This is a genomic window from Thermus sp., assembly GCF_056332225.1.
This window is the reverse complement of sequence record NZ_JBWGQW010000006.1, coordinates 32,443-54,965: the sequence shown is the minus strand read 5'-3', so window position 1 is coordinate 54,965 and position 22,523 is coordinate 32,443. Positions and strand designations below refer to the sequence as shown.

Below are 22,523 nucleotides of genomic sequence, written 5' to 3'. Positions count from 1 at the left end.
CCCACTTGTCGTGCTCGTTGGCGGGGTGCACGAAGGCCTTCAGGAGACGCCCCCCCGTGTCCGTCAGAATCTGGCGCTTTCTCCCCTTGACCTTTTTCGCCCCGTCGTTCCCTCGGGGCCCCCTTTTTCCGTGGTCTGCAAGGTACGAGCTCCGCTCGTGACCACAGACTGGCTGGCAAGGTAGCCCTTGCGGGCTCTAAGAGTCACCCCTTAAGGATACCACCCTTTTACGACAGCCTCTAACGTCAGCAAACCCCCTGGGGCTTCCCCAGGGGGTTCCTCAGGGCCTAGGGCTACTGGACCACCTCAATGGGGATCCGCTTGGCCCGGGCCTCGGCCACCTTGGGCAGGGTGAGCCTCAGGATCCCGTGGCGGAACTCCGCCTTGGCCTCCTCCGCCTTCACCTCCACGGGCAGGGTGAAGGTGCGCACGAAGGAGCCGTGGGGGATCTCCTGGAGGTAGTAGCGGCGCACCCGCACGTCCTCCTGAGGCTTCACCTGACCCCGGACGGTGAGCTTGGTGCCCTCGAGGCTCACCTCCAGGTCCTCGGGAGCAAGACCGGGAATGGCCATCTCCAGGACCAGGGCCTCGTCGGTCTCGTAGAGGTCCGCCGGGGCCACGTAGGCGGTGGCCAAGGGCCGGGCGAAGTCGCCCATCACCTCCTCAAAGAGCCGGTTGGCCTCCTCCAAGAGAGAGAGGGGTCCCCAGGTCCTGAAGGGCGTGATCTCCGTGGCGCGCGCGTCCCTACGCACCAGAGCCATACCCATCACCTCCAAGATGCACTAATAACACATGCGCGCATATTTGTCAAGTACCCTTACTCTTTTGGGCTTACCCATGCGCCCCCTATAATCAGGCCTATGGACCTGCCCAAGGACGCCGTCCTGGTGGACACCCGCCCCCGGGCCGCTTACGAGGCGGGGCACCTCCCGGGAGCCCGCCACCTGGACCTCTCCGCCCCCCGGCTCCGCCTGCGGGAGGAAGCGGAGCTCAGGGCCCTGGAAGCGGGCCTCACCGAGCTCTTCCAGACCCTGGGCCTGAAAAGCCCCGCGGTCCCTTACGATGAAGGGCTCACGAGCCGCCTCTGCCGCACCGCCTTCTTTTTGGGCCTGGGGGGGCTGGAGGTGACCCTCTGGACCGAGGGCTGGGAGCCCTACGCCACGGAGAAGGAGGAGCCCAGGCCCGAGCGCACCGGGGTGGTGGCCAGGCTCCGGCGGGACTGGCTCCTCACCGCCGACGAGGCCGCCCGCCACCCCCTCCTCCTGGACGTGCGGAGCCCTGAGGAGTTCCAGGGCAAGGTCCACCCCCCCTGCTGCCCCCGGGGGGGTCGCATCCCGGGAAGCCGGAACGCCCCCTTGGAGCTTTTCCTGAGCCCGGAGGAGGTTCTGGAGCGGCTTGGCCTGGAGCCGGGCCAGGAAGTGGGGGTCTACTGCCACTCCAGGGCCCGGAGCGCCGTGGCCTTCTTCGTTCTCCGGAACCTCGGGGTCCGGGCCCGGAACTACCTGGGCTCCATGCACGAGTGGCTCCAGGAGGGCCTGCCCACCGAGCCATGAGGGTCTTTCCCGTCGCCTTAGGTCCCCTGCAGGAAAACGCCTACCTGGTGGAGACGAGAGAGGGCCCGGTCCTCATTGACCCCGGGGACGAGCCGGAAAAGCTCTTCGCCCTCTTCCGAGAAACCGGCCTCACCCCCCGGGCCATCCTCCTCACCCACGCCCACTTTGACCACGTGGGGGCCGTGGCCCCCCTGGTGGAGGCCCTGGACCTCCCCGTCTACCTCCACCCCTTGGACCTCCCCCTCTACGAAGGGGCGGACCTCGCCGCCCGGGCCTGGGGCTTCACCATCCCCAAGCCCCCCCTCCCCGTGAGGCCTTTGGAAGAGGGGGCGAGGCTTTTCGGGTTCCATGTCCTCCACCTCCCCGGCCACAGCCCGGGGCACGTGGCCTTCCACGACCCCGAAGGGGCCCAGGTCTTCTCCGGGGACCTCCTCTTCCGGGGGAGCATCGGCCGCTACGACCTGCCGGGAGCGGACCCCCAGGCCCTCTTCCGGTCCCTCAAGCGCCTCCTCGCCCTTCCCCCAAAAACCCGGGTCCACCCCGGGCACGGGCCCGGAACGAGCTTGGGCCTCGAGGCCCGGACGAACCCCTTCCTCACCGGGTTAGAATGGGAAACGTGAACGGGGCGGACGCTCCTCAACGGGGACAGCTGGAGGCGCTGAAGGCCCTTTACGCCCTTCAGGAAAAGGATCTGGAAATAGATCGGCTAAAGAAGGAGGCGGAAAGCCTCCCGGAGGAACTCCTGGCGGTGAAGGCCCAGGTGGAGGCCCTGGAGCGGGAACTGGGCGACCTCTTGGAGCGCCAGGCGGAGCTGCGCAAGGCCTACACCCGGCACAGCCTGGACATAGAAGATCTCACCGCCAAGGAGAAGCAGGCGGAGGCGGAGCAGCGACAGGCCCAAAGCGCCCGGGAGCAGACCCAGTACGAAAACCGCATCCAGCAGATCAAGGACCGCATCAAGGAGCTCCTGGAGCTCTCCACCCCCATCATGGAGGCCATGGAGGAGGTGGAGGCCCAGATCGCCCGGGTAGAGGAGGGTCTCGCCGGCCTCCGCCCCCGCCTCGAGGCCCTCCTCCAGGAAAACGCCCTGAGGGTGGAGGCCCTGGAGGTGGAGATCCAAAAGCTCAGGGAGGAGCGGGAGGCCATGGCCCAGGGCATCCCCGCCTCCGTGCTCAAGGAGTACGAGGCCATACGCCGGGCCCGCAAGGGCACCGGCATCGTGCGCATACTCCGCCAGGGCCAGGTCTTCCGCTGCGAGGGGTGCAACGTGGTCCTGCCCACCCACGTGGCGCAAAAAGTGGTCCAGGGGCAGCTCACCCGCTGCCCCTCCTGCGGCCGCCTCCTGTGGAAGGGGGAAGGCTAAGTACCCCACCGCGGCTTTTGCCGCGGTGGGGACCCCAAAAGAGCTTTCCCACAGACCAAGCTCGGGCATCCCATGTTGCAAAGCCAAGGTGCGGGCGCTTAGCCCACCAGGCGGGCCGTAAGAGCGATCTCCTTTACCCCCGCGAGCGCCCGGGACACGGGGCAGCCCGCCTTGGCCGCCTCAGCGATCTCCAGGAACTTCTCCGGGATTATCCCCGGCACCTCGGCCTCGGTGACGAGCTCAATCCGGGTGAGGGTAGCCTTGCCCTCCACCATCTCCAGGTGGACCCTGGCCTCGGTAAAAACCCGCCTGGGCGGGAAGCCCTCCCGCTCCAGGCTGGCCGCCAGGGCCATGGAGAAGCACCCCGCGTGGGCCGCGGCGATGAGCTCCTCGGGGTTGGTGCCCGGGCCTTCCTCAAAGCGTGAGGGGAAGGAATAGGGCCCCTCAAAGGCCTGGCTTCCCAGCCTCATAACCCCCTTGCCCGAACGCAAACCCCCTTCCCAAAAGGCCTCGGCCTTCCTCACCGGCATAAGGACACCTCCTCCCCCAGGATACCCGGCCTTGCCCAAAGGTGTTGGAAACGGCACCACCTTTTACACTAAGGGGGTGCTCTTCCTCTTCGTGGACGGGCTGGGGCTGGGAGGGGCTCTTTCGGACCTCTTCCCCCTTCTTCTGGAGCTTTCCCCCCATCCCCTGGACGCCACCTTGGGGGTGGAGGGCCTGCCCCAGTCGGGCACGGGCCAGACCGCCCTTCTCACCGGGGAGAACGCCGCCAAGCTCCTCGGCCACCACCAGGGCCCCTTCCCGAGCCCCAGGCTCAGGCCCCTCCTAAGGAAAAGCCTCTACGCCTGGGCCAAGGGCAGGGGCCTGAAGGTCCTCCACGCCAACGCCTACCGCCCGGAGTACCTCAGGCGGGCCACGGAGGGAAAAAGGCTCCTCCTTTCCGCCTTCGCCCAGGCGGCGAGGATTTCCGGCCTCCCCCTCCTTCCCCTGGGGCACCCCCTGGCCCTTCCCCCCGGCTTCTGGGAGGACCCCTACGGGGCGGGGGCCAAGGCGGCGGCCCTGGCCCGGGGCTTTGACCTCGTGGTCCTGGAGTACTGGGCCCTGGACCTCGCCGCCCACCGCCACCCCGAAAGCCTCCCCGACCGCTTCCGGGAGCTCACCCTTTTCCTCCAGGGCTTCCTCGCCGAAGGCGGCCTCCTCCTCCTCGCCTCGGACCACGGCAACGCCGAGGAGCCCTGGCACCCCCGGCACACCCTCAACCCGGTCCCCCTGGTCTACACCGGGGAGGCCCCGCCCCCGCCCAGGGACCTCACGGGCGTATTTCCCTGGCTGCGAACGATTATCGCTTCTAAAACCAATAAATCCGACCGGAATACTTGACATTTTCCCCACCCCGGGGTACCCTCCTTCCCGGGAGGGGCCCCTCCCGAGGAGAACGGAGGCACCCACGGTGAAGCGCTACCTTCTGACCCTCGCGGCTTTCGCGGCCTTAGGCGCCCTCGCCCAAAGCCCCACGCTCACGATCTACTCGGGACGGGGACAGAGCCTGGTGGAACCCTTGGTCAAACAGTTTGAGGCGGAGACCGGTATCCGGGTCCAGGTCCGCTACGGCACCGACGCCCAGATCCTCGCCGCCCTCCAGGAGGAGGGAAGCCGCTCCCCCGCGGACGTCTTCTGGGCCAACACCGCCGGGGCCCTGGGGCAGGCCTCGGCCCGGGGCCTTCTCAGGCCTCTCGGGGACAGCGTCCTCAAGCTGCCCCAGGCCTTTGTGCCCGCCTCCAGGTCCTGGGTGCCGGTGACGGTGCGGCTCCGAGTCCTGGCCTACAACCCCCAGAAGGTGAAGGCCGAGGAGCTTCCGGGAAGCCTCCTGGACCTTCCCCGGTTCGTTCAGGAAAGGGGGCTTCGGCTGGGATGGACCCCCACCTACTCCAGCTTCCAAGACATGGTGGCCGGGATCATCGCCCTCCACGGGGAGGCCAAGGCCCGGGAGTGGCTTCTCGCCATGAAGGCCCTCTCCCCCAAGGCCTACCCCTCCAACCCCGCCATGCTGGACGCCATCCGCGCCGGGGAAGTGGATCTGGGCTCCACCAACCACTACTACGTGGTGCGCTTCCGCCGGGCGGGGTACAACCTGGGCCTCCACCACTTCAAGGACGGGGACGTGGGCAACCTGGCCCTGGTGACGGGGGCGGGCATCCTGAAGACGAGCCGGAACCTCACCGCCGCTACCCGTTTCCTCATCTACCTCCTCTCTCCCAAGGCCCAGCAGTACTTTTTGGGCAACGTGGGGGAGTACCCCTTGGTCAAGGGAGTGGTGGCGGACCCCAACCTTCTATCCCTGGAGGAGGCCCTCAAGAAGAGCCCCAGGCTGGACTTTGAAAAGCTTCCCCTGGAGGAGGCCCTTAAGCTTCTCCGGGAGCTGGGCATCCTCTGATACCACCCCATGCTGGCTTGCGCCAGCATGGGGCCCCGGGAAAGGAGGCCCATTAGAGGCCTTATGGCCTTGGCTTAGGCGAAGGATTCACGCCAAATAGGGTATGAGGCGTAATGACCCTTAAGCTTCCCCACCTCCCCGGGCTTTTGCCCTTCCTCCTCCCCGCCCTCCTCACGGGGGGTGGGGTGGCCCTGCCCCTCCTTTACCTCGTCCTAAGGGCCCTCGAGGCCGACCCCTTGGCCCTCCGGGAGATCCTCCTCAGGCCCAAGAACCTGGAGCTTCTTCGGAACACCCTGGCCCTCCTCCTCGGGGTCCTCCTCCTCACCACCCTCCTCGCCCTGCCCCTGGCCTTCCTCACCACCCGCACGGACCTCAAGGGCAAGCGCCTCCTGGCCCTCCTCCTCTCCTTGCCCCTGGCCGTCCCCGGCTACGTGGGGGCCTTCGTGCTCCTCTCGGCCACGGGGCCTGGGGGGGTGCTGCCCCTCCCCCGGCTCGAGGGGTACTGGGGGGCCTTGCTGGTCCTCTCCTTCATCACCTACCCCTACCTCTTCCTCTCCCTGCGGGCCGCCTTCCTGGGCCTGGACCCCTCCTTGGAGGAAGCGGCCCGGACCCTGGGCCAGAAGCCCCTACCGGCCTTCTTCAAGGTGGCCTTTCCCCAACTCCTCCCCGCCCTCCTTTCCGGCTACCTCCTGGTGGGGCTCCACGTCCTGGGGGAGTTCGGCACGGTGAGCCTTCTCCGCTACGAGACCTTCTCCTACGCCATCTACCTGCAGTACAACGCCGCCTTTGACCGGGTGTACGCCGCCTGGCTCGCCCTCTTCCTCCTCCTCCTCACCGGGGGGCTTCTCCTTTTGCAGGGCCTCTTCCTCCGCCGCCTCGCCCTGGCCCGCACGGGCAAGGGCTCGAGCCGGAAGGCCCGGCCCGTGCGCCTTGGACCCTGGGCCCCCTTGGCCTACCTTTGGGCCCTGACACCGGTCTTCCTGGCCTTGGCCCTCCCCTTCTACGCCCTCTTCCACCTGGCGAGCCGCTTTCCCAGGGAAAGCTTGCAGGGCCTTTACGAGGCCCTCTTCCACTCCGCCCTGGCCGCCTTTCCCGCCGCCCTCCTCGCCGTGGGGATGGCCTTGCCCCTGGCCTACCTCGTGGTGCGCTACCCCTCCTTCGCCTCCTCCCTCTTGGAGCGCCTGGCCTACCTGGGCTACGCCATCCCTCCTTTGGCCTTCGCCCTGGCCTGGATCTTCTTCAGCCTGAGGAGCCTTCCTTTCCTCTATGGAAGCCTAGCCCTTCTGGTCCTGGTGCTGGCCTTCCACCTCCTGGCGGAGACCCTGGGCCCCATCCAGAGCGCCCTGCGCCAGGTGCCGAGGAGGCTGGAGGAGGCGGCGAGGAGCCTGGGGGAGACGCCCACCCGGGCCTTCTTCCGCGTCACCTTTCCCCTCCTCTGGCGGGGGGTGGCGGCGGGAGGCGCCCTGGCCTTCATGGGGGCGGTGAAGGAGCTGCCCATCACCCTCCTCCTGGCCCCCATGGGCTACAGCACCCTTTCCACCCGGGTTTTCAGCTACACTCAGGAAGCCATGTTCGCCGAGGCCGCCCCCTTCGCCCTCCTCATCGCCCTCCTTTCGGCGGCCTTCGTGGGGGTGTTGCTTTGGAGCGAGCGCCGCTTCTAGAACTCCAGGGGATAAGGAAGCGCTTCGGCGGGCACGAGGTGCTGAAGGGGGTAGACCTCCTGGTCTACCCCGGGGAGATCCTGGCCCTCCTCGGCCCCTCGGGCTGTGGCAAGACCACCCTTCTGCGGGTCGTCGCCGGGCTGGAGGCCCCGGACGCCGGCCGGGTCCTCCTCCAGGGCCGGGACGTGACCCCTCTTCCCCCCGAGAGGAGGGGCATCGGCTTCGTCTTCCAGGACTACGCCCTCTTCCCCCACCTCACCGCCCTCGGCAACGTGGCCTTTGGCCTGAAGGGCAAGGACCGCCTCCTCTTGGCGCAGAAGGCCCTGGAGCGGGTGGGCATGACCCTCTTCCAGCACCGCAAGCCCCACGAGCTTTCCGGCGGGCAGCAGCAGAGGGTGGCCCTGGCCCGGGCCCTGGCCCCGGGGCCCAAGCTGGTGCTTCTGGACGAACCCTTTTCCAGCCTGGACGCCGGGCTTCGGGCCGCCACCCGGGAAGAGGTGCGCAAGGTGCTGAAGGAGACGGGCACCACCGCCCTCCTGGTCACCCACGACCAGGAGGAAGCCCTCTCCTTCGCCGACCGCCTGGGGGTGATGCGGGGGGGAGAGATCCTCCAGGTGGGCACCCCGGAGGAGGTCTACCTCCGGCCCAGAACCCCCTTCGTGGCCCAGTTCCTGGGCCGCACCAACCTCCTTCCCGGGGAGGGGAAGGGGCGCTGGGCGGAGACCTGCCTGGGCCCCGTGCCCCTGGCCGAGCCCGCCTTCGGGCCCCTTCTCCTCTCCCTGCGCCCGGAGGCCCTTAAGCTCGCTCCGCCGGAAGAGGGCCCCGTGGGGGAGGTGGTGGCCCGGGAGTTCAAGGGGCACGACCTCACCTACCGGGTGCGCCTCCTAGGCCCCGCGGAGCGGGAGATCCTGGTGCAGGAGAGCCCCGGAGCGCCCTACCGGGTGGGGGACCGGGTGGGGCTTAGGGTGGTGGGGGAGGGGGTGGCCCTCGAGGCCCACCCCTCCAAAACCCCGGTGGGCGCGGATTAAGCTGGGCCCGTGCGCCGACTCCTCCTTCTTTGCGAGTACGACGGCACCCACTTCGCCGGGCTCCAGCGGCAAAGGGAGGGCCTGCGCACCGTGCAGGGGGAGCTGGAAAGGGTCCTGCCCAGGGTTGGCGCCCTCCCCAAGGCCGTGGCCGCCGGGCGCACCGACGCCGGGGTGCACGCCCTGGCCATGCCCTTCCACGTGGACGTGGAGGGCAGGATCCCCGTGGAAAGGGTGCCCGAGGCCCTGAACCGCCTCCTCCCCGAGGACCTCAAGGTGGTGGGGGCCTTGGAGGTGGCCCGGGACCTCCACGCAAGGAGGGACGCCCTCTGGCGGGCCTACCGCTACCGGGTCCTCGTGAGGCCCCACCCCTCTCCCCTCCTCCGCCACCGGGCGCTTTGGCTTAAGCACCCCCTGGACCTCTCGGCCATACGGGAGGCCCTACCCTTCCTTTTGGGCCGGCACAACTTCCTGGGCTTCGCCAAGGAGGAGACCCGGGAGGGGGTGCGGGAGCTCCTCGAGGCCAGGGTGGAGGCGGCGGAGGGAGAGGGCGGCCTCGAGGTGCGCTTTTACTTCAAGGGGCGAAGCTTCCTCCGGGGCCAGGTCCGGGGCATGGTGGGCACCCTCCTGGAGGTGGGGCTCGGCAAGCGGCCCCCGGAAAGCCTTCGGGCCATCCTGGGAAGCGGGGACCGGCGCCTAGCGGGCCCCACCGCCCCGGCCCACGGCCTTTATTTCCTGGAGGCCGCCTACCCCGAGGAAAAGCTCAGGCCCTAAACACCGGGGGCCAGCATTTAGAGCCTGCTCCTCGGGTCCAGGGCGTCCCGGAGGCCGTCTCCCAGGTAGTTGAAGGCCAGCACCGTGATGAAGATCATGAACCCGGGCGGCAGGGCGAGCCAGGGGGCGGTGAAGATGTACTCCTGGGCGTTCGTCAGCATGTTGCCCCAGGTGGCCACCGGGGGCTGGATGCCGAAGCCCAGGAAGGAGAGGGCCGCTTCCACCAAGATGGCCCCGCCGATCTGCAGGGTGGCCTGGACGATGAGGGGGGCCAGGGTGTTGGGCACCAGGTGGCGGAACATGATGCGGAGGTCCGAGGCCCCCAGGGCCTGGGCGGCGGTCACGTAGTCCTGCTCCCTGAGGGAGAGGATGTTCCCCCGCACGAGCCGCGCGGTGCCCAGCCAGCCGAAGAGGACCAGGATGAGGATGATGATGAAGACGCTGGCGGCATCGCCGAAGACGCTTTGCGCCCACTGCCCCACCTTCACCCCGGGGTCGCGGAGGAGGGCCGAGAGGACGAGAAGGAGGGGCAGGGTGGGGATGGTGAGCATGAAGTCGATGAGGCGGCTGATGGCCACGTCCAGGTCCAGGCGGATTTCCCCCTTGAGGCCGTACCAGGCGGCGTAGAGCACCAGGGCCAGGGTGAGGCCGAAACCCAGGTAGCTTCCCGGGTTCCCGGCCTGCAGGCCGTCCTTGGCCAAGGCCCAGGCGATGGTAAGGGCCAGATAGAGGATCCCGTAGTAGAGGAACCAGGAAAGGACCCGCCAAAGGGCGAAGGTCCAGGGATAGAACCCGTCCCTTTCCCGGCGCAAGGGGCCCAGGTAAAAGCGGAGGGGCCTACCGGAGAAGTACCCCGCCAGGGTGCCCATGAGGGTCCCCAGGAAGACGCTGGAAAAGGCCACGGCGAAGCCCACCAGCAAGGAGATGCGGGAGCCATAGATGATGCGGGAAAGCACGTCCCGCCCCAGGTCGTCCGTGCCCAGGAGGTGCTCCCTCGAGGGCGGGTTGAAGTAGTACTGGCCCACGTCCTCCCCCGTGGGCTGGGCCGTGGGGTCGTAGGGCGCGAGCCAGGGGGCGAAGATGGCCATGAGGATGAGGAGGACGATGACCACCAGGCCCGCCATGGCCATGCGGTGCCGCCTCAGGCGGCGCCAAAAGAGGCTAAAAAAGGTGCGGGGTTTGGCGGAAGCGGTTGCGGTCGCCATGGTTCACCTCTAGCTGTAGCGGATGCGGGGGTCCACCACCGCGTAGGCCAGGTCCGCCAGGAGGTTGAAGAGGGCCGTCATGAGGGCGAGGAAAGCCAAGGCCGCCATGGCCACGTTGTAGTCCTTCTCCACCAAGGCGTCAAAGATGGCCCGCCCCATCCCCGGGTAGCTGAAGATGGTCTCGGTGATGGTGGCCCCGCCCAAAACCCCGGGGATGGCCAGGCCCACCAGGGTCACGATGGGGATGAGGGCGTTCCTGAGGGCGTGCTTGTAGAGGACCACCCGCTCCGAAAGCCCCTTGGCCCGGGCGGTGCGGATGTAGTCCTGGGAAAGCACCTCCAGGAGAGAGGCCCGCATGAACCGGGTCCACTCGGCCATCTGCAGGGAGGCCAGGGTGAGGACGGGAAGGACCAGGTGCCAGGCCCACTGGCCCAAGAACTCCCAGAGGCTCACCGCCCCGGAGCGCACGTCCTCCCAAAGCACCCCCGGCACCCCCCCGGTGGGGAAGCGGGGGAAGCCCGGGACGTGGTCGGGAAGCCAGATGGCGAAGAGGTAAAGAAGGAGGATGCCCAGGAAAAAGACGGGCATGGAGAAGCCCACGAAGGAGAGGAAGGTGATGACGTAGTCCGCCAGGGAGTACTGGCGCACCGCCGAGAAGACCCCCACCGGAATGGCCACCACGAGGGCCAGGGTGAGGGCGAGCCCCGAGAGGAGAAGGGTCTTGGGCAGGCGCTGGGCGAAGATGTACTCCGCCGCCGGGATCCCGTAGGTGCGGCTGTAGCCCAGGTCGCCGTGGAGGGCCCGGTTGAGCCACTTGAAGTAGCGGATGTAAAGGGGCTGGTCCAGGCCGTAGGCCCGCTTCAGGGCCTCAAACTGCTCGGCGGTTATGCGGGGGTTCTGCCGCTTGAGCTCCTCCAAAGGGTCCCCCGGCTGCAGGGCCAGGAGGGCGTAGATGACCACGCTGGCCGCAAGGAGCAGGGGGACCATCTGCAAAAGCCTGCGCACCGTGTAAGCGAACACCCTTGTACCTCCCGTTTATGGCACTAAAAAGCCCGCTGGGAAAACCCCAGCGGGCCCCACTATACCACCCGGGCTACTTGAGGGAAAGGGAGTACTTCGCCTGGTCCCACTTCTTCACGGCGCCGCGGCTCTCCCAGCCGATCTCCCAGGCGTTCCAGCCGGGGTAGCCGAAGCTGCCGGAGTAGGCGCTGGCCACGTAGTTCACCAGGCCCTTCCGCACCACGTAGGGGTTGGCGCGGAAGTAGAGGGGAAGGGCGGGGAGCTCCTCCGCCCAGATCTCCTGGGCGCGGGCGAAGAGCTGCTTCCGCTTGGCCTCGTCAAACTCCAGGACCCCCTGGCTCGTCAAGCGGTCAAACTCGTCGTTGCGCCAGCCGCCGATGTTCTGGCCCTGGTAGTTGTTCTCCTTGGTGGGGACCTGGATGGTGCCGGTGTTCAGGTTCTTGTACTGGAAGAAGGAGCCGTCCTCCGCCAGGTTAGACACCCAGGCGAACTCAAACATCCCCGTCCACTTGCACTCGCTGGCCCGCTGGATGTAATCGTCAGAGAAGACCACGGCGGAGGGGGCGTTGTTGATCTTGACGGCGATGCCGATCTTCTTCAGGTCCTCGGCGAAGAACTGCTGGGTGCGCTCGCGGATGGCGTTGCCCGCGGTGGTGACGTACTCGATCTCAAAGCGCACGGTGCGGCCGCCCACGGTGCGCTGGAGGATGCCATCGGGCCCCTTTTTCCAGCCCATCTCCGCCAGGAGGGCCTCGGCCTTCTTCAGGTCAAACTCGTACTTCTTCACGTTGGGGTTGAAGAGGGGGTTGACGGGGGCGATCCAGGTGTGGGCCACGGGCTGGAGGCCGTCAAAGAAGGCCTTCACCAAGCCCTCGCGGTTCAGGGCGTGGAGGAGGGCCTGCCGGGTGCGCTTGTCGTTGAGGCCGAGGTCCTTGACCACCTGGCAGTTCTCAAACTTGTTGATGTCGATGTGCTCCCAGATGGCCCCGGGAACGAACCAGATATCGAAGCGGCCGGGGGCGCGGGAGGTAAGCTGCCTGGAGCGGGCCTGGTCAAAGGTGAGGGAGACGCTGGAGGTGGCGTCAATCCCCCCGCCGATCACCGCCACCAGCAGGGAGTTGGTGTTCTGGATGAAGCGGTAGACCACCTTCTGCACGTACTTGCTCTCCCCGCCCTCGGGCTTGATGGGGAAGTTGGGGTTCCGCTCCATCTCGATGGAGTTCCCCGGCACCCAGCGCTTGAGCTTGAAGGGCCCGGAGTAGACCATGGCCCCCTTGTTGAGGTTGGCGGGGGTGGCGAACTTGAGGAAGAAGTTGCGGTAAAGCTCGTTGAGCTTCTCCGCGTCCTTGTCGGGGTCCAGGCCCTTGGCCGCCGCCTTCACCTTCTCCCACTCGGGCCCCATGATGTGCTTGGGGGCGTAGCCGATGGGAGAGCCGTAGGTGTCGTAGTAGTAGGCGGGCTCAAAGATCACGGTGAAGTTGCGGGCGTCCTTCACCTTGAGGTTCACCCGCTCCCAGTAGTCCGGGTTCAGCACAGGCATGCCCTTGGCCTTCCCCACCTCAAAGTAGAACTGCACGTCCTCGGTGGTGATGGGCTTGCCGTCGGACCACTTGGCGTCTTGGCGGAGGGTGAGGTCCATCTCCAGGCGCTTCTTGCCCCCGCCGATGTCCGTGACCCGGAGGCGCCCGTTCTGCAGGGTGGGCACCTCGGTGACCAGCACGGGGAAGTTCTCGCTGTTGGCGTTGAAGCCGATGAGGGGGGCGAAGAGGTACTGCTCAATCTCCGACTTGATGGCCTGGTTGGAGATGACGCTCAGGAAGTCCCCCGCCAAGACCCTGGGCTCCTGGGAGGCCCCGACGACCAGGCTGTTGTCCTGGGGCCCCGCCAGGGCCAGGCCCAGAGCGGTTATACCGAGCACGGCCAGCTTGCCTACCTTCCTCATACCGCCTCCTTTCGTGGCACTATCCTAGTGGCCGAGGTTATTATACGACCCCCAGGGTGAAGGTCAACACGGCCCAAAGCTAAAGGGGCCTGAAGCCAGGCCCCTTCCCCGCGGGCAAGGTCCCCTAGTGGCCGCAGGTGCGGGCCTCCCCCTCCTGGTCCTTGGTGCGGAAGGAGTGGCCGCAGCCACAGGTGCTGGCGGCGTTGGGGTTATTCACGGTGAACCCGCCCCCCATGAGGCTGTCCACCCAGTCAATCTCCGAGCCCACCAGGTAGGGCAGGTACCTAGGGTCCACCACCAGGCGCACCCCGTGCATCTCCACGAAGGTGTCCCCCGGAAGCTCCCTTTCGTCCACGGCCATGCCGTACTGGAAGCCAGAGCACCCGCCGGACTTGATGTAGAGGCGGATGGCCGCGCCCTCCTTGCCGTAGCGGGAGAGGATCTCCCGGGCCTTTTCCGCCGCCAGGGGGGTGATGCGGATGACCGCCTCTTGGGTTTCCACCATGCCGAACCTCATTACCCCTAAGCCTAACACGGCACGGGTAGGAGAAGGTGAACCGGGTTAGCATGGAAGCCATGGACGTGGTCAAGGTACAGGAAGCCCTGAAGGCGGAGGGCCTCGAGGGCTGGCTCCTCTTCTCCTTCGGAAGGAGTAACCCCCTGGCCCTCGAGGTCCTGGGCCTCACCCACCTCCACCTCACCCGCCGCTTCGCCTACCTCATCCCGAGGGAAGGGGAGCCCACCCTCCTCTGCCACGCCATTGAGGAAAGCCTCTTCCCCGCCTTGCCGGGGAGGCTTCGGACCTACCACACCTGGCGGGGCTTCGTGGAAGGGCTGGAGGAGGCCCTTTCGGGAATAAGGCGCCTCGCCCTGGAGTACGTCCCCGGAGGGCAGGTCCCCTACCTCTCCCGGGTGGACGGGGGCACCCTGGACCTACTCCGGGGAATGGGCCTCGAGCTCCTCTCCTCTTGGCCCCTCCTCCTCCCCTTCCAGGTCTGGGAGGGGGCCAAGCTCCAAAGCCACCGGCGGGCCGCCCAGGGCCTGGTGGAGGCCCGGGACGCGGCCCTCGCCCTCCTCCGGGAAAACCCCAGGGCTACGGAGCGGGAGGTGCAGGCCAGGATGGCGGAGGTCCTGGCCAGGCGGGGCCTCGTCTTTGACCACCCCCCCATGGTGGCCTTCGGGCGGCACAGCGCCAACCCCCACCACGTGCCCACGGAGAAGCCCCTGGAGGAGGGGGAGGTGGCGCTTCTGGACCTCTGGGCCAAGGAGCCGGGAGGGGTCTACGCCGACCTCACCTGGATGGCGGGGCTAAGGGCCCCGGAGGCCGCCCACCGGGCCTTCCAAGCGGTGGCCCGGGCCAGGGATGCGGCTATCGCCTTCGTGGCCGAGGCCTACCGCGAGGGGCGCCGCCCCAAGGGTTTTGAGGTGGACCAGGTAGCGCGCGAGCTCCTGGAGGAGGAAGGCTATGGCCCCTACATCCGCCACCGCACCGGGCACAACCTGGGGGAGGAGGTCCACGGCTCTGGGCCCCACCTGGACGACCTGGAGACCCACGATTTCCGCCCCCTGGTGGCGGGCCTGGCCTTCACCGTGGAGCCCGGGGTGTACCTGGAGGGTTTCGGCGTGCGCACCGAGGTGGACGTCTACCTCCACCCCACGGGTCCCGAGGTCACCACCCCCTTGCAAAGGGAACTCACCCCCCTTTAGAGGGCGTGGTATCTTGGGGGACGGCATGGACCGCCCCCTCCTGATCTTCTCCGGCCAGTCCAACCGCCCCCTGGCCCAGGCCATCGCCGACACCCTAGGCCTCCCCCTGGGGAAGAGCACCACCTTGCGCTTCGCCAACGACAACCTCTTCGTGCGTTACGAGGAAAACCTCAGGGAAGGCGACGTCTTCATCGTCCAGTCCCTCACCCCCCCGGTGCAGGACCACCTCATGGAGCTCCTCATGATGGTGGACGCCGCCAAGGGGGCGAGCGCCGCCCGGGTCACCGCCGTCATCCCCTATTTCTCCTACGCCCGGAGCGACAAGAAGGACGCCCCCCGCATCTCCATCACCGCCAGGCTCATCGCCGACCTCCTGCAGACGGCGGGGGCCGACCGGGTGCTCACCATGACCCTCCACTCCCCCCAGGTCCACGGCTTCTTCAAGGTGCCGGTGGACCACCTCTCCGCCGAGCCCGTCATCGCCAACCACTTCGCCACCCGGCTGGACCTGGAGAACGCCGTGGTGGTGGCCCCGGACGCCGGGGACCTGAAGCGGGCGAGCTCTCTGGCGAGAAGGCTCCGCCTCCCCCTGGCCTTCATTGACAAGGAGCGGGTCTCGGACACCGAGGTGCGGGTGCGGATGCTGGTGGGGGAGGTCAAGGGAAAGACCGCCCTCATCGTGGACGACGAGATCTCCACGGCGGGAAGCCTGGTGGAGGCGGTGGAGGCCCTCATGCAGGCCGGGGCCAAGGAGGTCTACGCCGCCGCCACCCACGGGGTCTACGTGGGCCCGGCCCTGGAGCGCATCGCCAAGAGCCCCGTGAAGGAGGTGGCGGCCACCGACACCTGCCCCCCCAAGGAAGGCCCCAAGCTCAGGACCCTCACCGTGGCCCCCCTCTTCGCCGAGGCCATCTGGCGCATCCACCGGGGGGAGTCGGTGTCCAGCCTCTTCACGTGATGGTAAGGACCGAGCGCCTCACCCTCGCCGGGCTCCCCCTCCTGGCTCAGGTGCCGGAGCGCCCCAAGGCCCTCCTCCTCGCCCTCCACGGCCTCCAGGGTTCCAAGGAGGGGATCCTTTCCCTCCTCCCCGGCTACGCGGAAAGGGGGTTCCTCCTCCTCGCCTTTGACGCCCCGAGGCACGGGGAGCGGGAAGGCCCTCCCCCCTCCGCCAAGAGCCCCCGCTACGTGGAGGAGGTCTACCGCGTGGCCCTGGCTTTCAAGGAGGAGGCCCGAAGCGTGGCGGAGGAGGCCAAGGAGCGCTTCGGCCTTCCCCTTTTCCTCGCCGGGGGAAGCCTGGGGGCCTTCGTGGTCCACCTCCTCCTCTCCGAGGGGTTGCGCCCCAGGGCCGCCCTGGCCTTCATCGGCTCGGGCTTTCCCATGAAGCTCCCAAAGGGGCAGGTGGTGGAGGATCCCGAGGTCAAGGCCCTCTACCAGGCCCCGCCCGCCACCCGGGGGGAGGCCTACGGCGGGGTGCCCCTTCTTCACCTCCACGGCACCAAGGACCTCATCGTCCCCCTGGAGCGGATGGAGAAGACGGTGGAGGCCCTGAGGCCCCACTACCCCGAAGGCCGCCTGGCCCGCTTCCTGGAGGAAGGGGCGGGGCACACCATAACCCCCCTCATGGCCCGGGTGGGGCTGGCCTTCCTGGAGCACTGGCTTGGCGGCTAGCGGGGAAATCCTCGAGGGGCTTAGGGGCTACCGGGGGTTTCCCGGGGGGTTCAAGGCCTACCGCAAGGCCTTCCCCACGGTGGAGCTTTCCTGGTGGCACCGGGTGGGGGACCTGAGGACCATAAGCCGCCTCCGGGCCCTGGCCCCGGAGGGGTTTCGCTTTAGCGTGATGGGCCACAAACACCTCGCCTTCCGCCCCACCGGGGAGGAGCGGCGCACCCTGAGGCGCTTCTTACGAAGGTTCCGGCGCTTCGGGGACAAGGCAGGGGCGGTCCGCCTTCTGGTGCCCGAGGTGGAGCCGGAGGCCTTCGCCCGTTGGCTTGACCTGCTTTCGGGGGTGCTGGAAGAGGTGGGCCCCGTCCCCCTGGCCTTCCAAGCGCCCCGGCCTCTCCACCCCCTCATCCGGGCCAGAGGCCACGCCCTGGTCAACGAGGGAGGGGGGCCCTTCCTCTACCTGGTGGACCCGGAGGAGGTCCCCGAAGGGGAGGGCTACCTCTACCGAAGCCACCCTTCCCAAGAGGGTCCATCCGCCCTACACTCATAGCGGAGGTTGACCGGGTTGCGAACGGCCAAGCGCTTTACCCCCAAGGAAGCGGAGGAGATCTACCTGGTGCCCCACTGGAGCGCGGGGTTTTTCCGCATCGGGCGGGACGGGGAGATGGAGGTCACCCCCTCAGGCCCCGGGGGGCCCGCCGCCTCCCTTCTGGAGATCGTGGAGGCTCTCCGGGACGAAGGGAGGCCCCTGCCCTTGGTCCTCCGCTTCCCCCAGATCCTCGAGGCCCGGGTGCGGGAGCTCAACGAGGCCTTCCAGAGGGCCATGGAGAAGTACGGTTACCAGGGGGGGTACCAGGGGGTCTACCCGGTGAAGGTGAACCAGCGCCGCCTGGTGCTGGAGACCGTGGCCAGGGCGGGAAGGCCTTACCACTACGGCCTCGAGGCGGGTAGCAAACCCGAGCTCGCCCTCATCCTGGCCCAGGACCTCTCCGAGGAGGCCCTGATCACCACCAACGGCTTCAAGGACGACGACTTCATCCGCCTGGCCCTCATGGGGAGAAAGCTTGGCCGCAACGTGGTCATCACCCTGGAGAAGTTCGCCGAACTCTCCCGGGTCCTCCGCCTCTCCAAGGAGCTCGGGGTCAAGCCCCTCTTGGGCATCCGCTACAAGCTCAAGGCCAAGGGGGCGGGGCAGTGGGAGGCCTCGGGAGGGGAGAACGCCAAGTTCGGCCTCACCACCCCGGAGATCGTGCGGGCGGTGGAGCTCCTGAAGGAAGCGGACCTCCTGGACGCCCTGGTCATGGTCCACGCCCACATCGGTAGCCAGGTGACGGACATCCGCAAGATCAAGGCCGCGGTGCGGGAGGCGGCCCAGACCTACGTGCAGCTCAGGAAGCTCGGGGCGCCCCTCCGCTACCTCAACCTGGGCGGGGGCCTGGCGGTGGACTACGACGGCTCCAAGACCAACTTCTACGCCTCGGCCAACTACACCCTCTCCGAGTACGCCGAGGACCTGGTCTACGTGACCAAGGAGGTGGTGGAGGGGCACGGGGAACCCCACCCCATCCTGGTCACCGAGTCGGGACGGGCGGTCACCGCCTACCACGAGGTCCTGGTCCTGGAGGTCATTGACGTCATCGCTCCTCCCGGGGAAAGAAGGCCCGAGGCCCCCCCGGAGGAGGCCCACCCCTTGGTCAAGGAGCTTTGGGAAAGCCTGCAAAGCCTCGGCCCCAAGAACTTCCGCGAGGTCTACCACGACGCCTTCGCCGACAAGGAGACCCTCCAGACCCTCTACGACCTGGGCCTGGTCTCCCTAAGGGATCGGGCCCTGGCGGAGGAGATCTTCTACCACATCGCCCGCAAGGTTTACGCCCTGGTACGGGAACTCCCCTACGCCCCCGACGAGTTTGAGGACCTGGAAAAGCTCCTCGCCGACAAGCTGGTGTGCAACTTCTCCATCTTCCAGAGCCTGCCCGACGCCTGGGCCATCCACCAGCTCTTTCCCATCGTGCCCTTAAGCCGCCTCCACGAACCCCCCACCCGCCAGGCCACCCTGGTGGACATCTCCTGCGACTCCGACGGGAAGATTGACCGCTTCATTGACCTGCACGACGTGCGCCAGACCCTTCCCGTGCACGCCCTTAGGCCAGGGGAGTCCTACTACCTGGGCGTCTTCCTGGTGGGGGCCTACCAGGACGTTCTCGGGAGCAACCACAACCTCTTCGGCCAGGTGGGGGAGGCCCACGTGAGGGTGGACGAGGAGGGCTTCGCCATAGAGCGCTTCGTGCCCGGGGAGACCGCCGAGAAGGTCATTGAAAAGATGGGCTTCGCCGCCCGGGAGCTCATGCTCGGGGTAGAGCGCCTGGTGCGGCAAAGCCGCCTTTCCCCGGCGGAGAAGGGGGTCTTCCTAGAGCGCTACGCCCGGGAGCTCCAGGGGTACACCTACCTCGAGGACTGAGGCCCCTTTAGTGCGAAGCCTTGGCCCAAGCCAAGAAGCGGAGGTCCTGCGGGCCTAAGCCCACGTGAGGGAAACTTATTGGGGCCCCGCTCTGGCTTTCGCCAGAGCGGGGTACCTAAAGCCCCGCCTCCCGCCTCAAGGCCTCCACCCGGTCCGTCTCCTCCCAGGGGAAGCCCGGGCGGCCGAAGTGGCCGTAGGCCGAGGTGGGGGTGTAGATGGGCCGCAGGAGGTCCAGCTCCTCGATGATGGCGAGGGGCCTCGGGTCAAAGACCTTCCCGGCGATCTCCGTGAGCTTCTCGTCGGGGAGGACCCCGGTGCCGAAGGTCTCCACCCTAAGCGAGACGGGCCTCGCCTTGCCGATGGCGTAGGCGAGCTCCACGAGGGCCCTCCTCGCAAGCCCCGCCGCCACCAGGTTCTTCGCCATGTAGCGGGCGTAGTAGCTGGCGGAGCGGTCCACCTTGGTGGGGTCCTTGCCGCTGAAGGCCCCGCCCCCGTGGGGCACCGCCCCCCCGTAGGTGTCCACGATGATCTTGCGGCCCGTGAGGCCGGTGTCCGCGTGGGGTCCGCCCAGGATGAAGCGGCCCGAGGGGTTGATGAGGTACTCCGTCTCCCCTTCCTTCAGGTACTCCCCCGGGATGGCCTGGCGCACCACCTCCCGGATCAGGTCCTCCCGAAGCTGCTCCTGCTCCACCTCCGGGGAGTGCTGGGCCGAGACCACCACGGTCTTCACGTAAAGCGGCTTGTCCCCCTCGTAGACCACGGTGACCTGGGCCTTGCCGTCGGGGCGGAGGTAGGGCAGAAGCCCTGTCTTCCGCACCTCGGCGAGGCGCATGGTGAGGCGGTGGGCCAGGGTGATGGGGAGGGGCATGAGCTCGGGGGTCTCGTCGGTGGCGTAGCCGAACATGAGCCCCTGGTCCCCGGCGCCCACCCGGTCCAGGGGGTCGGTGGACTTCAGGACCCGCCACTCGTAGGAGAGGTTGACCCCGCCCGCGATGTCCGGGGACTGCTCGTCTATGGCGGTGAGGACGGCGCAGGTGTCGGCGTCAAAGCCGTACTTGGCCCGGGTGTAGCCCACCTCCCGCACCGTCTTGCGCACCAGGCCGGGGATGTCCACGTACCCCTCGGTGGTGATCTCCCCCGCCACGAAGACGAGCCCGGTGGTCACCAGGGTCTCCGCCGCCACCCGCGCCTTCTTGTCCTGGGCGATGAGGGCGTCCAGGATGGCGTCGGAGATCCGGTCCGCCAGCTTGTCCGGGTGCCCCTCGGTTACCGACTCAGACGTGACCAGCCTCAACTTGCGCACCTCCTTCAGGACCCGCCCCCTCGGGGCAACCCCGATAGTATAGCACCCCCCCTTGGCCGTCCAGGTATGATGGCGGCCCGTGAAGGACCCCAAGGCCCCCATCGGCGTCTTTGACTCGGGGGTGGGCGGGCTCACGGTGCTCTCCGCCCTCCGCCAGGCCCTCCCCCAAGAAGACTTCCTCTACTTCGGGGACACGGCCCGCGTGCCCTACGGGGGGAAGCCCCTCCCCATGGTGCGGCGCTTCGCCTGGGAAATCGCGGGCTTTCTCCTCAGGGAAGGGGTGAAGGCCATCGTGGTGGCCTGCAACACGGCGAGCTCCGCCGCCCTCCCCGACCTCGCCGAGGACCTCTCCGTGCCCGTCTTCGGGGTCCTGGAGCCCGCGGCGGAGGAGGCCAGGGCCTACGGGAAGGTGGGGCTCATCGGCACCCAGGCCACGGTGGAAAGCCGGGCCTACGAGCGCTACCTGCGCCTCTCCTGGGCCCGGGCCTGCCCCCTCTTCGTGCCCTTGGTGGAGGAGGGGCTCTGGGACGACCCCGTGGCCCTCCTGGTGGCCCGGCACTACCTGGAGGAAGCCCCCAAGGACCTCGAGGCCCTCATCCTTGGGTGCACCCACTACCCCTTCCTGAAGGGGGCCATCGGGAAGGTCCTCCCCGGGGTGCGCCTCATTGACTCCGCCGAGGCCACGGCCCGCCGGGTGGCCCGGGCGCTGGAAAGGGAGGGCCTTTTGAGCCCTGGGGGCCAGGGGCGGGTGGTCCACTACGTGACCGGGGACCCGGAGAGCTACCGGGCCCTGGCGGAGCGCCTGGGGGAGAGGGTGGAAGACCTGAGGCGGGTGAGCCTGGAGGAGCTCTAATACCCCCATGCGGGCTTTTGCCCGCATGGGGCCCCGGGAGGGGGTTCCTCCTCTTGGGCTAAGCTAGGGGCATGCCCAAGAAGCCCCTCATCGACCAGCTCCACCACGAAGCTGGCGGCTTTTCCGCATCCTGTCGGGGTTCGTGGTGGGCGAGGACCTCCTTGGGGCTTGCCTCCCCGCGAATAAAGCCTCGCTTGCCCATCGGGAGATATACACCCGTCGCCCTCATCTTTGCAAGGTAAGCCTGGATGATATTGACATTGCGTTCTCATATACCCTACCATGGGACTGCCCTATACCTCCACGGGGTATAGGGCGGAGGTGAAGCATGTGGAAAAGACTTTCGGCGCTCCTATTGGTCCTGGGACTGGCCTTGGGGCAAAAGCCCACGGCGGTGGCCACCATCCAGCCCCACGCCCTCTTCCTGCGCTCCCTGGTAGGGGACCGGATGGAGGTGGGCCTTCTGGTGCCTCCTTCCACCAACCCCCACGTCTTTGACCCCTCCCCCTCCCAGGTGCAGGCCGTGGCCAGGGCCCGCCTGGTGGTGGCCAACGGGGCCAAGCTGGACGACTGGATCCTGGATAAGGTGGTGCGGCCCAACAGCCTGAAGACCCCGGTGGTGGTGCTGGCCGAGGCCCTGGAAGCCGGCCTGATAAAGACCCCCACCGGGCCGGACCCCCACTTCTGGCTGGACCCCCTCCTCATGGCCAAGTCCCTTCCCTCCTTGGTGGAGGCCTTGTCCCAGGTTGACTCCGCGGGAGGGGCGGTCTACCGCGCCAGAGCCGCCCGCCTCGAGGCGGAGCTCGCGCGGCTGGACCGGGAAGTGGCCGGGCTACTCCAGACCCGGAAGGCGCCCGGGGTCCTCACCTTCCGCAACCCCCTGCGCTACTTCGCCGCCCGGTACGGGGTGAGGGTTCTCTACAACATCGTCCCCAACCCGGAAGCGCCGGACGTAAGCGCCAAGGCCGTGGCCGAGGCCCAGAGGGTGGCCAAGGAAGCCGGGGTGCGGCACCTCCTGATCCCCCTGGCCGCCAAGGAGCAGGGCGTGGCTGTGGCCCGGAACCTGGGGTTGGAGCCCGTGCTGGTGGATGTCTTGGGGGAGGGTGCGAGGGACTACCCCACCCTCCTTCGCGGGGTGGCGGAGGCCTTCGCCCAGAGCCTACGCTGAGGGACGGGCCGGGGGGGGCTCACCCCTTCATACCCCTCCGGTCCGTGAAAGGAGGCCCATAAGCTTCCACCCCTTTCCCTCATAGCGCAGGCGCCACACCCTTCCCGTGCCGCCGGGGTAAGCCTGAAGTGCTGGGCGCGCTCTCCCAACGTCCCCTGGAGAAGCGGGCCACTAGCGGGGCCTACCCCGGCATCCCCTTGAGCCCCTTCTAAGTACCCCACCGCGGCAAAAGCCGCGGTGGGGGCCCCAAAAGGGCTTTCCCACAGCCAAAGCTTGGGCGTCTTGTGTTGCAAAGCCAAGGTGTGGGCACTTAGCGGACGCCCCCATCCAAGGGCCGGGTCCCTGGAAGCACGCCCAGGTGCGGGGTTCGGCCACCTGGACGCCTTTCCCTG

General features: G+C 68.0%; 22 protein-coding genes and 1 pseudogene. 15 read left to right on the top strand and 8 right to left on the bottom strand.

Annotation, left to right across the window (positions count from 1 at the left end):
- Positions 1-121: pseudogene (locus AC01Y6_RS02500) on the bottom strand (transposase); the annotation flags it as partial.
- A gap of 172 nt (positions 122-293) precedes the next feature.
- Positions 294-761, bottom strand: coding sequence for an Hsp20/alpha crystallin family protein (locus AC01Y6_RS02495; RefSeq protein ID WP_347241411.1), 468 nt, complete (start codon positions 759-761; stop codon positions 294-296).
- 99 nt (positions 762-860) lie between these two features.
- Between AC01Y6_RS02495 and AC01Y6_RS02490 the strand changes: the two genes are divergently transcribed.
- The 3 genes from AC01Y6_RS02490 to AC01Y6_RS02480 are packed head-to-tail and all read left to right on the top strand — an operon-like array spanning position 861 to position 2,916.
- Entirely contained in the window at positions 861-1,553 is a 693-nt protein-coding gene (locus AC01Y6_RS02490; protein WP_476670080.1) for a sulfurtransferase, read from the top strand.
- Entirely contained in the window at positions 1,550-2,173 is a 624-nt protein-coding gene (locus AC01Y6_RS02485) for an MBL fold metallo-hydrolase (protein ID WP_476670079.1), read from the top strand. The genes AC01Y6_RS02490 and AC01Y6_RS02485 overlap by 4 nt, the downstream gene beginning before the upstream one ends.
- Positions 2,161-2,916 (top strand): zinc ribbon domain-containing protein, encoded by a 756-nt coding sequence (locus tag AC01Y6_RS02480; RefSeq protein ID WP_476670078.1) that lies wholly within the window; start codon positions 2,161-2,163, stop codon positions 2,914-2,916. The genes AC01Y6_RS02485 and AC01Y6_RS02480 overlap by 13 nt, the downstream gene beginning before the upstream one ends.
- Before the next feature lie 98 nt (positions 2,917-3,014).
- On the opposite strand, the gene AC01Y6_RS02475 is transcribed toward AC01Y6_RS02480, so the two are convergent.
- Positions 3,015-3,446 (bottom strand): OsmC family protein, encoded by a 432-nt coding sequence (locus AC01Y6_RS02475; protein WP_476670076.1) that lies wholly within the window; start codon positions 3,444-3,446, stop codon positions 3,015-3,017.
- A gap of 76 nt (positions 3,447-3,522) precedes the next feature.
- Here AC01Y6_RS02475 and AC01Y6_RS02470 point away from each other — a divergent pair, with 76 nt between their 5' ends.
- The 5 genes from AC01Y6_RS02470 (at position 3,523) to truA (ending at position 8,813) form a co-directional block, all read left to right on the top strand.
- Entirely contained in the window at positions 3,523-4,299 is a 777-nt protein-coding gene (locus AC01Y6_RS02470; protein ID WP_347241405.1) for a metalloenzyme, read from the top strand.
- A gap of 70 nt (positions 4,300-4,369) precedes the next feature.
- Entirely contained in the window at positions 4,370-5,353 is a 984-nt protein-coding gene (locus AC01Y6_RS02465; protein ID WP_428715812.1) for an iron ABC transporter substrate-binding protein, read from the top strand.
- A gap of 113 nt (positions 5,354-5,466) precedes the next feature.
- A complete protein-coding gene (locus AC01Y6_RS02460) occupies positions 5,467-7,014 on the top strand; it encodes an ABC transporter permease (RefSeq protein WP_428720037.1) in 1,548 nt (515 codons plus the stop codon).
- Positions 6,993-8,042 (top strand): ABC transporter ATP-binding protein, encoded by a 1,050-nt coding sequence (locus AC01Y6_RS02455; RefSeq protein WP_428722270.1) that lies wholly within the window; start codon positions 6,993-6,995, stop codon positions 8,040-8,042. Before AC01Y6_RS02460 ends, AC01Y6_RS02455 begins: the two co-directional genes overlap by 22 nt.
- A gap of 9 nt (positions 8,043-8,051) precedes the next feature.
- Positions 8,052-8,813: a tRNA pseudouridine(38-40) synthase TruA gene (gene truA / locus AC01Y6_RS02450; protein WP_476670073.1), complete on the top strand. Its 762-nt coding sequence runs from the start codon at positions 8,052-8,054 to the stop codon at positions 8,811-8,813.
- Between the two features lie 17 nt (positions 8,814-8,830).
- Here truA and AC01Y6_RS02445 read toward each other — a convergent pair whose 3' ends face one another.
- The 4 genes from AC01Y6_RS02445 to AC01Y6_RS02430 all read right to left on the bottom strand — a co-directional run bounded on the left by AC01Y6_RS02445 (position 8,831) and on the right by AC01Y6_RS02430 (position 13,485).
- A complete protein-coding gene (locus AC01Y6_RS02445) occupies positions 8,831-10,018 on the bottom strand; it encodes an ABC transporter permease (protein ID WP_428722272.1) in 1,188 nt (395 codons plus the stop codon).
- A gap of 9 nt (positions 10,019-10,027) precedes the next feature.
- Entirely contained in the window at positions 10,028-11,038 is a 1,011-nt protein-coding gene (locus tag AC01Y6_RS02440; RefSeq protein WP_347240603.1) for an ABC transporter permease, read from the bottom strand.
- Positions 11,039-11,111: 73 nt separating this feature from the next.
- Positions 11,112-12,980, bottom strand: coding sequence for a peptide ABC transporter substrate-binding protein (locus tag AC01Y6_RS02435; protein WP_476670071.1), 1,869 nt, complete (start codon positions 12,978-12,980; stop codon positions 11,112-11,114).
- Positions 12,981-13,104: 124 nt separating this feature from the next.
- Positions 13,105-13,485 carry a HesB/IscA family protein gene (locus tag AC01Y6_RS02430; RefSeq protein ID WP_476670070.1) on the bottom strand — a complete coding sequence of 127 codons (381 nt, stop codon included), beginning with the start codon at positions 13,483-13,485 and terminating at the stop codon, positions 13,105-13,107.
- A 71-nt stretch (positions 13,486-13,556) separates the two neighbouring features.
- Here AC01Y6_RS02430 and AC01Y6_RS02425 point away from each other — a divergent pair, with 71 nt between their 5' ends.
- Genes AC01Y6_RS02425 through speA form a run of 5 tightly spaced genes read left to right on the top strand, consistent with a single transcriptional unit; the run spans position 13,557 to position 18,807 of the window.
- Positions 13,557-14,687, top strand: coding sequence for a M24 family metallopeptidase (locus AC01Y6_RS02425; protein WP_476670068.1), 1,131 nt, complete (start codon positions 13,557-13,559; stop codon positions 14,685-14,687).
- Positions 14,688-14,712: 25 nt separating this feature from the next.
- Positions 14,713-15,645: a ribose-phosphate diphosphokinase gene (locus AC01Y6_RS02420; protein WP_347240607.1), complete on the top strand. Its 933-nt coding sequence runs from the start codon at positions 14,713-14,715 to the stop codon at positions 15,643-15,645.
- A complete protein-coding gene (locus AC01Y6_RS02415; protein ID WP_428715822.1) occupies positions 15,645-16,355 on the top strand; it encodes an alpha/beta hydrolase in 711 nt (236 codons plus the stop codon). Before AC01Y6_RS02420 ends, AC01Y6_RS02415 begins: the two co-directional genes overlap by 1 nt.
- Positions 16,345-16,899: a DUF72 domain-containing protein gene (locus tag AC01Y6_RS02410; protein WP_476670066.1), complete on the top strand. Its 555-nt coding sequence runs from the start codon at positions 16,345-16,347 to the stop codon at positions 16,897-16,899. Before AC01Y6_RS02415 ends, AC01Y6_RS02410 begins: the two co-directional genes overlap by 11 nt.
- Positions 16,900-16,914: 15 nt before the next feature.
- Positions 16,915-18,807 carry a biosynthetic arginine decarboxylase gene (speA, locus tag AC01Y6_RS02405; protein WP_476670082.1) on the top strand — a complete coding sequence of 631 codons (1,893 nt, stop codon included), beginning with the start codon at positions 16,915-16,917 and terminating at the stop codon, positions 18,805-18,807.
- Between the two features lie 115 nt (positions 18,808-18,922).
- Here speA and metK read toward each other — a convergent pair whose 3' ends face one another.
- Complete coding sequence (gene metK / locus AC01Y6_RS02400) at positions 18,923-20,101, bottom strand: methionine adenosyltransferase (protein WP_347240655.1); 1,179 nt, start codon at positions 20,099-20,101, stop codon at positions 18,923-18,925.
- An 88-nt stretch (positions 20,102-20,189) separates the two neighbouring features.
- Here metK and murI point away from each other — a divergent pair, with 88 nt between their 5' ends.
- The gene (gene murI / locus AC01Y6_RS02395) at positions 20,190-20,963 is read left to right on the top strand and encodes a glutamate racemase (RefSeq protein WP_428719949.1); all 774 of its coding nucleotides are present in this window, start codon (positions 20,190-20,192) and stop codon (positions 20,961-20,963) included.
- 328 nt (positions 20,964-21,291) lie between these two features.
- Positions 21,292-22,131 carry a metal ABC transporter substrate-binding protein gene (locus AC01Y6_RS02390; RefSeq protein ID WP_347240610.1) on the top strand — a complete coding sequence of 280 codons (840 nt, stop codon included), beginning with the start codon at positions 21,292-21,294 and terminating at the stop codon, positions 22,129-22,131.
- Positions 22,132-22,523: the final 392 nt, after the last annotated feature.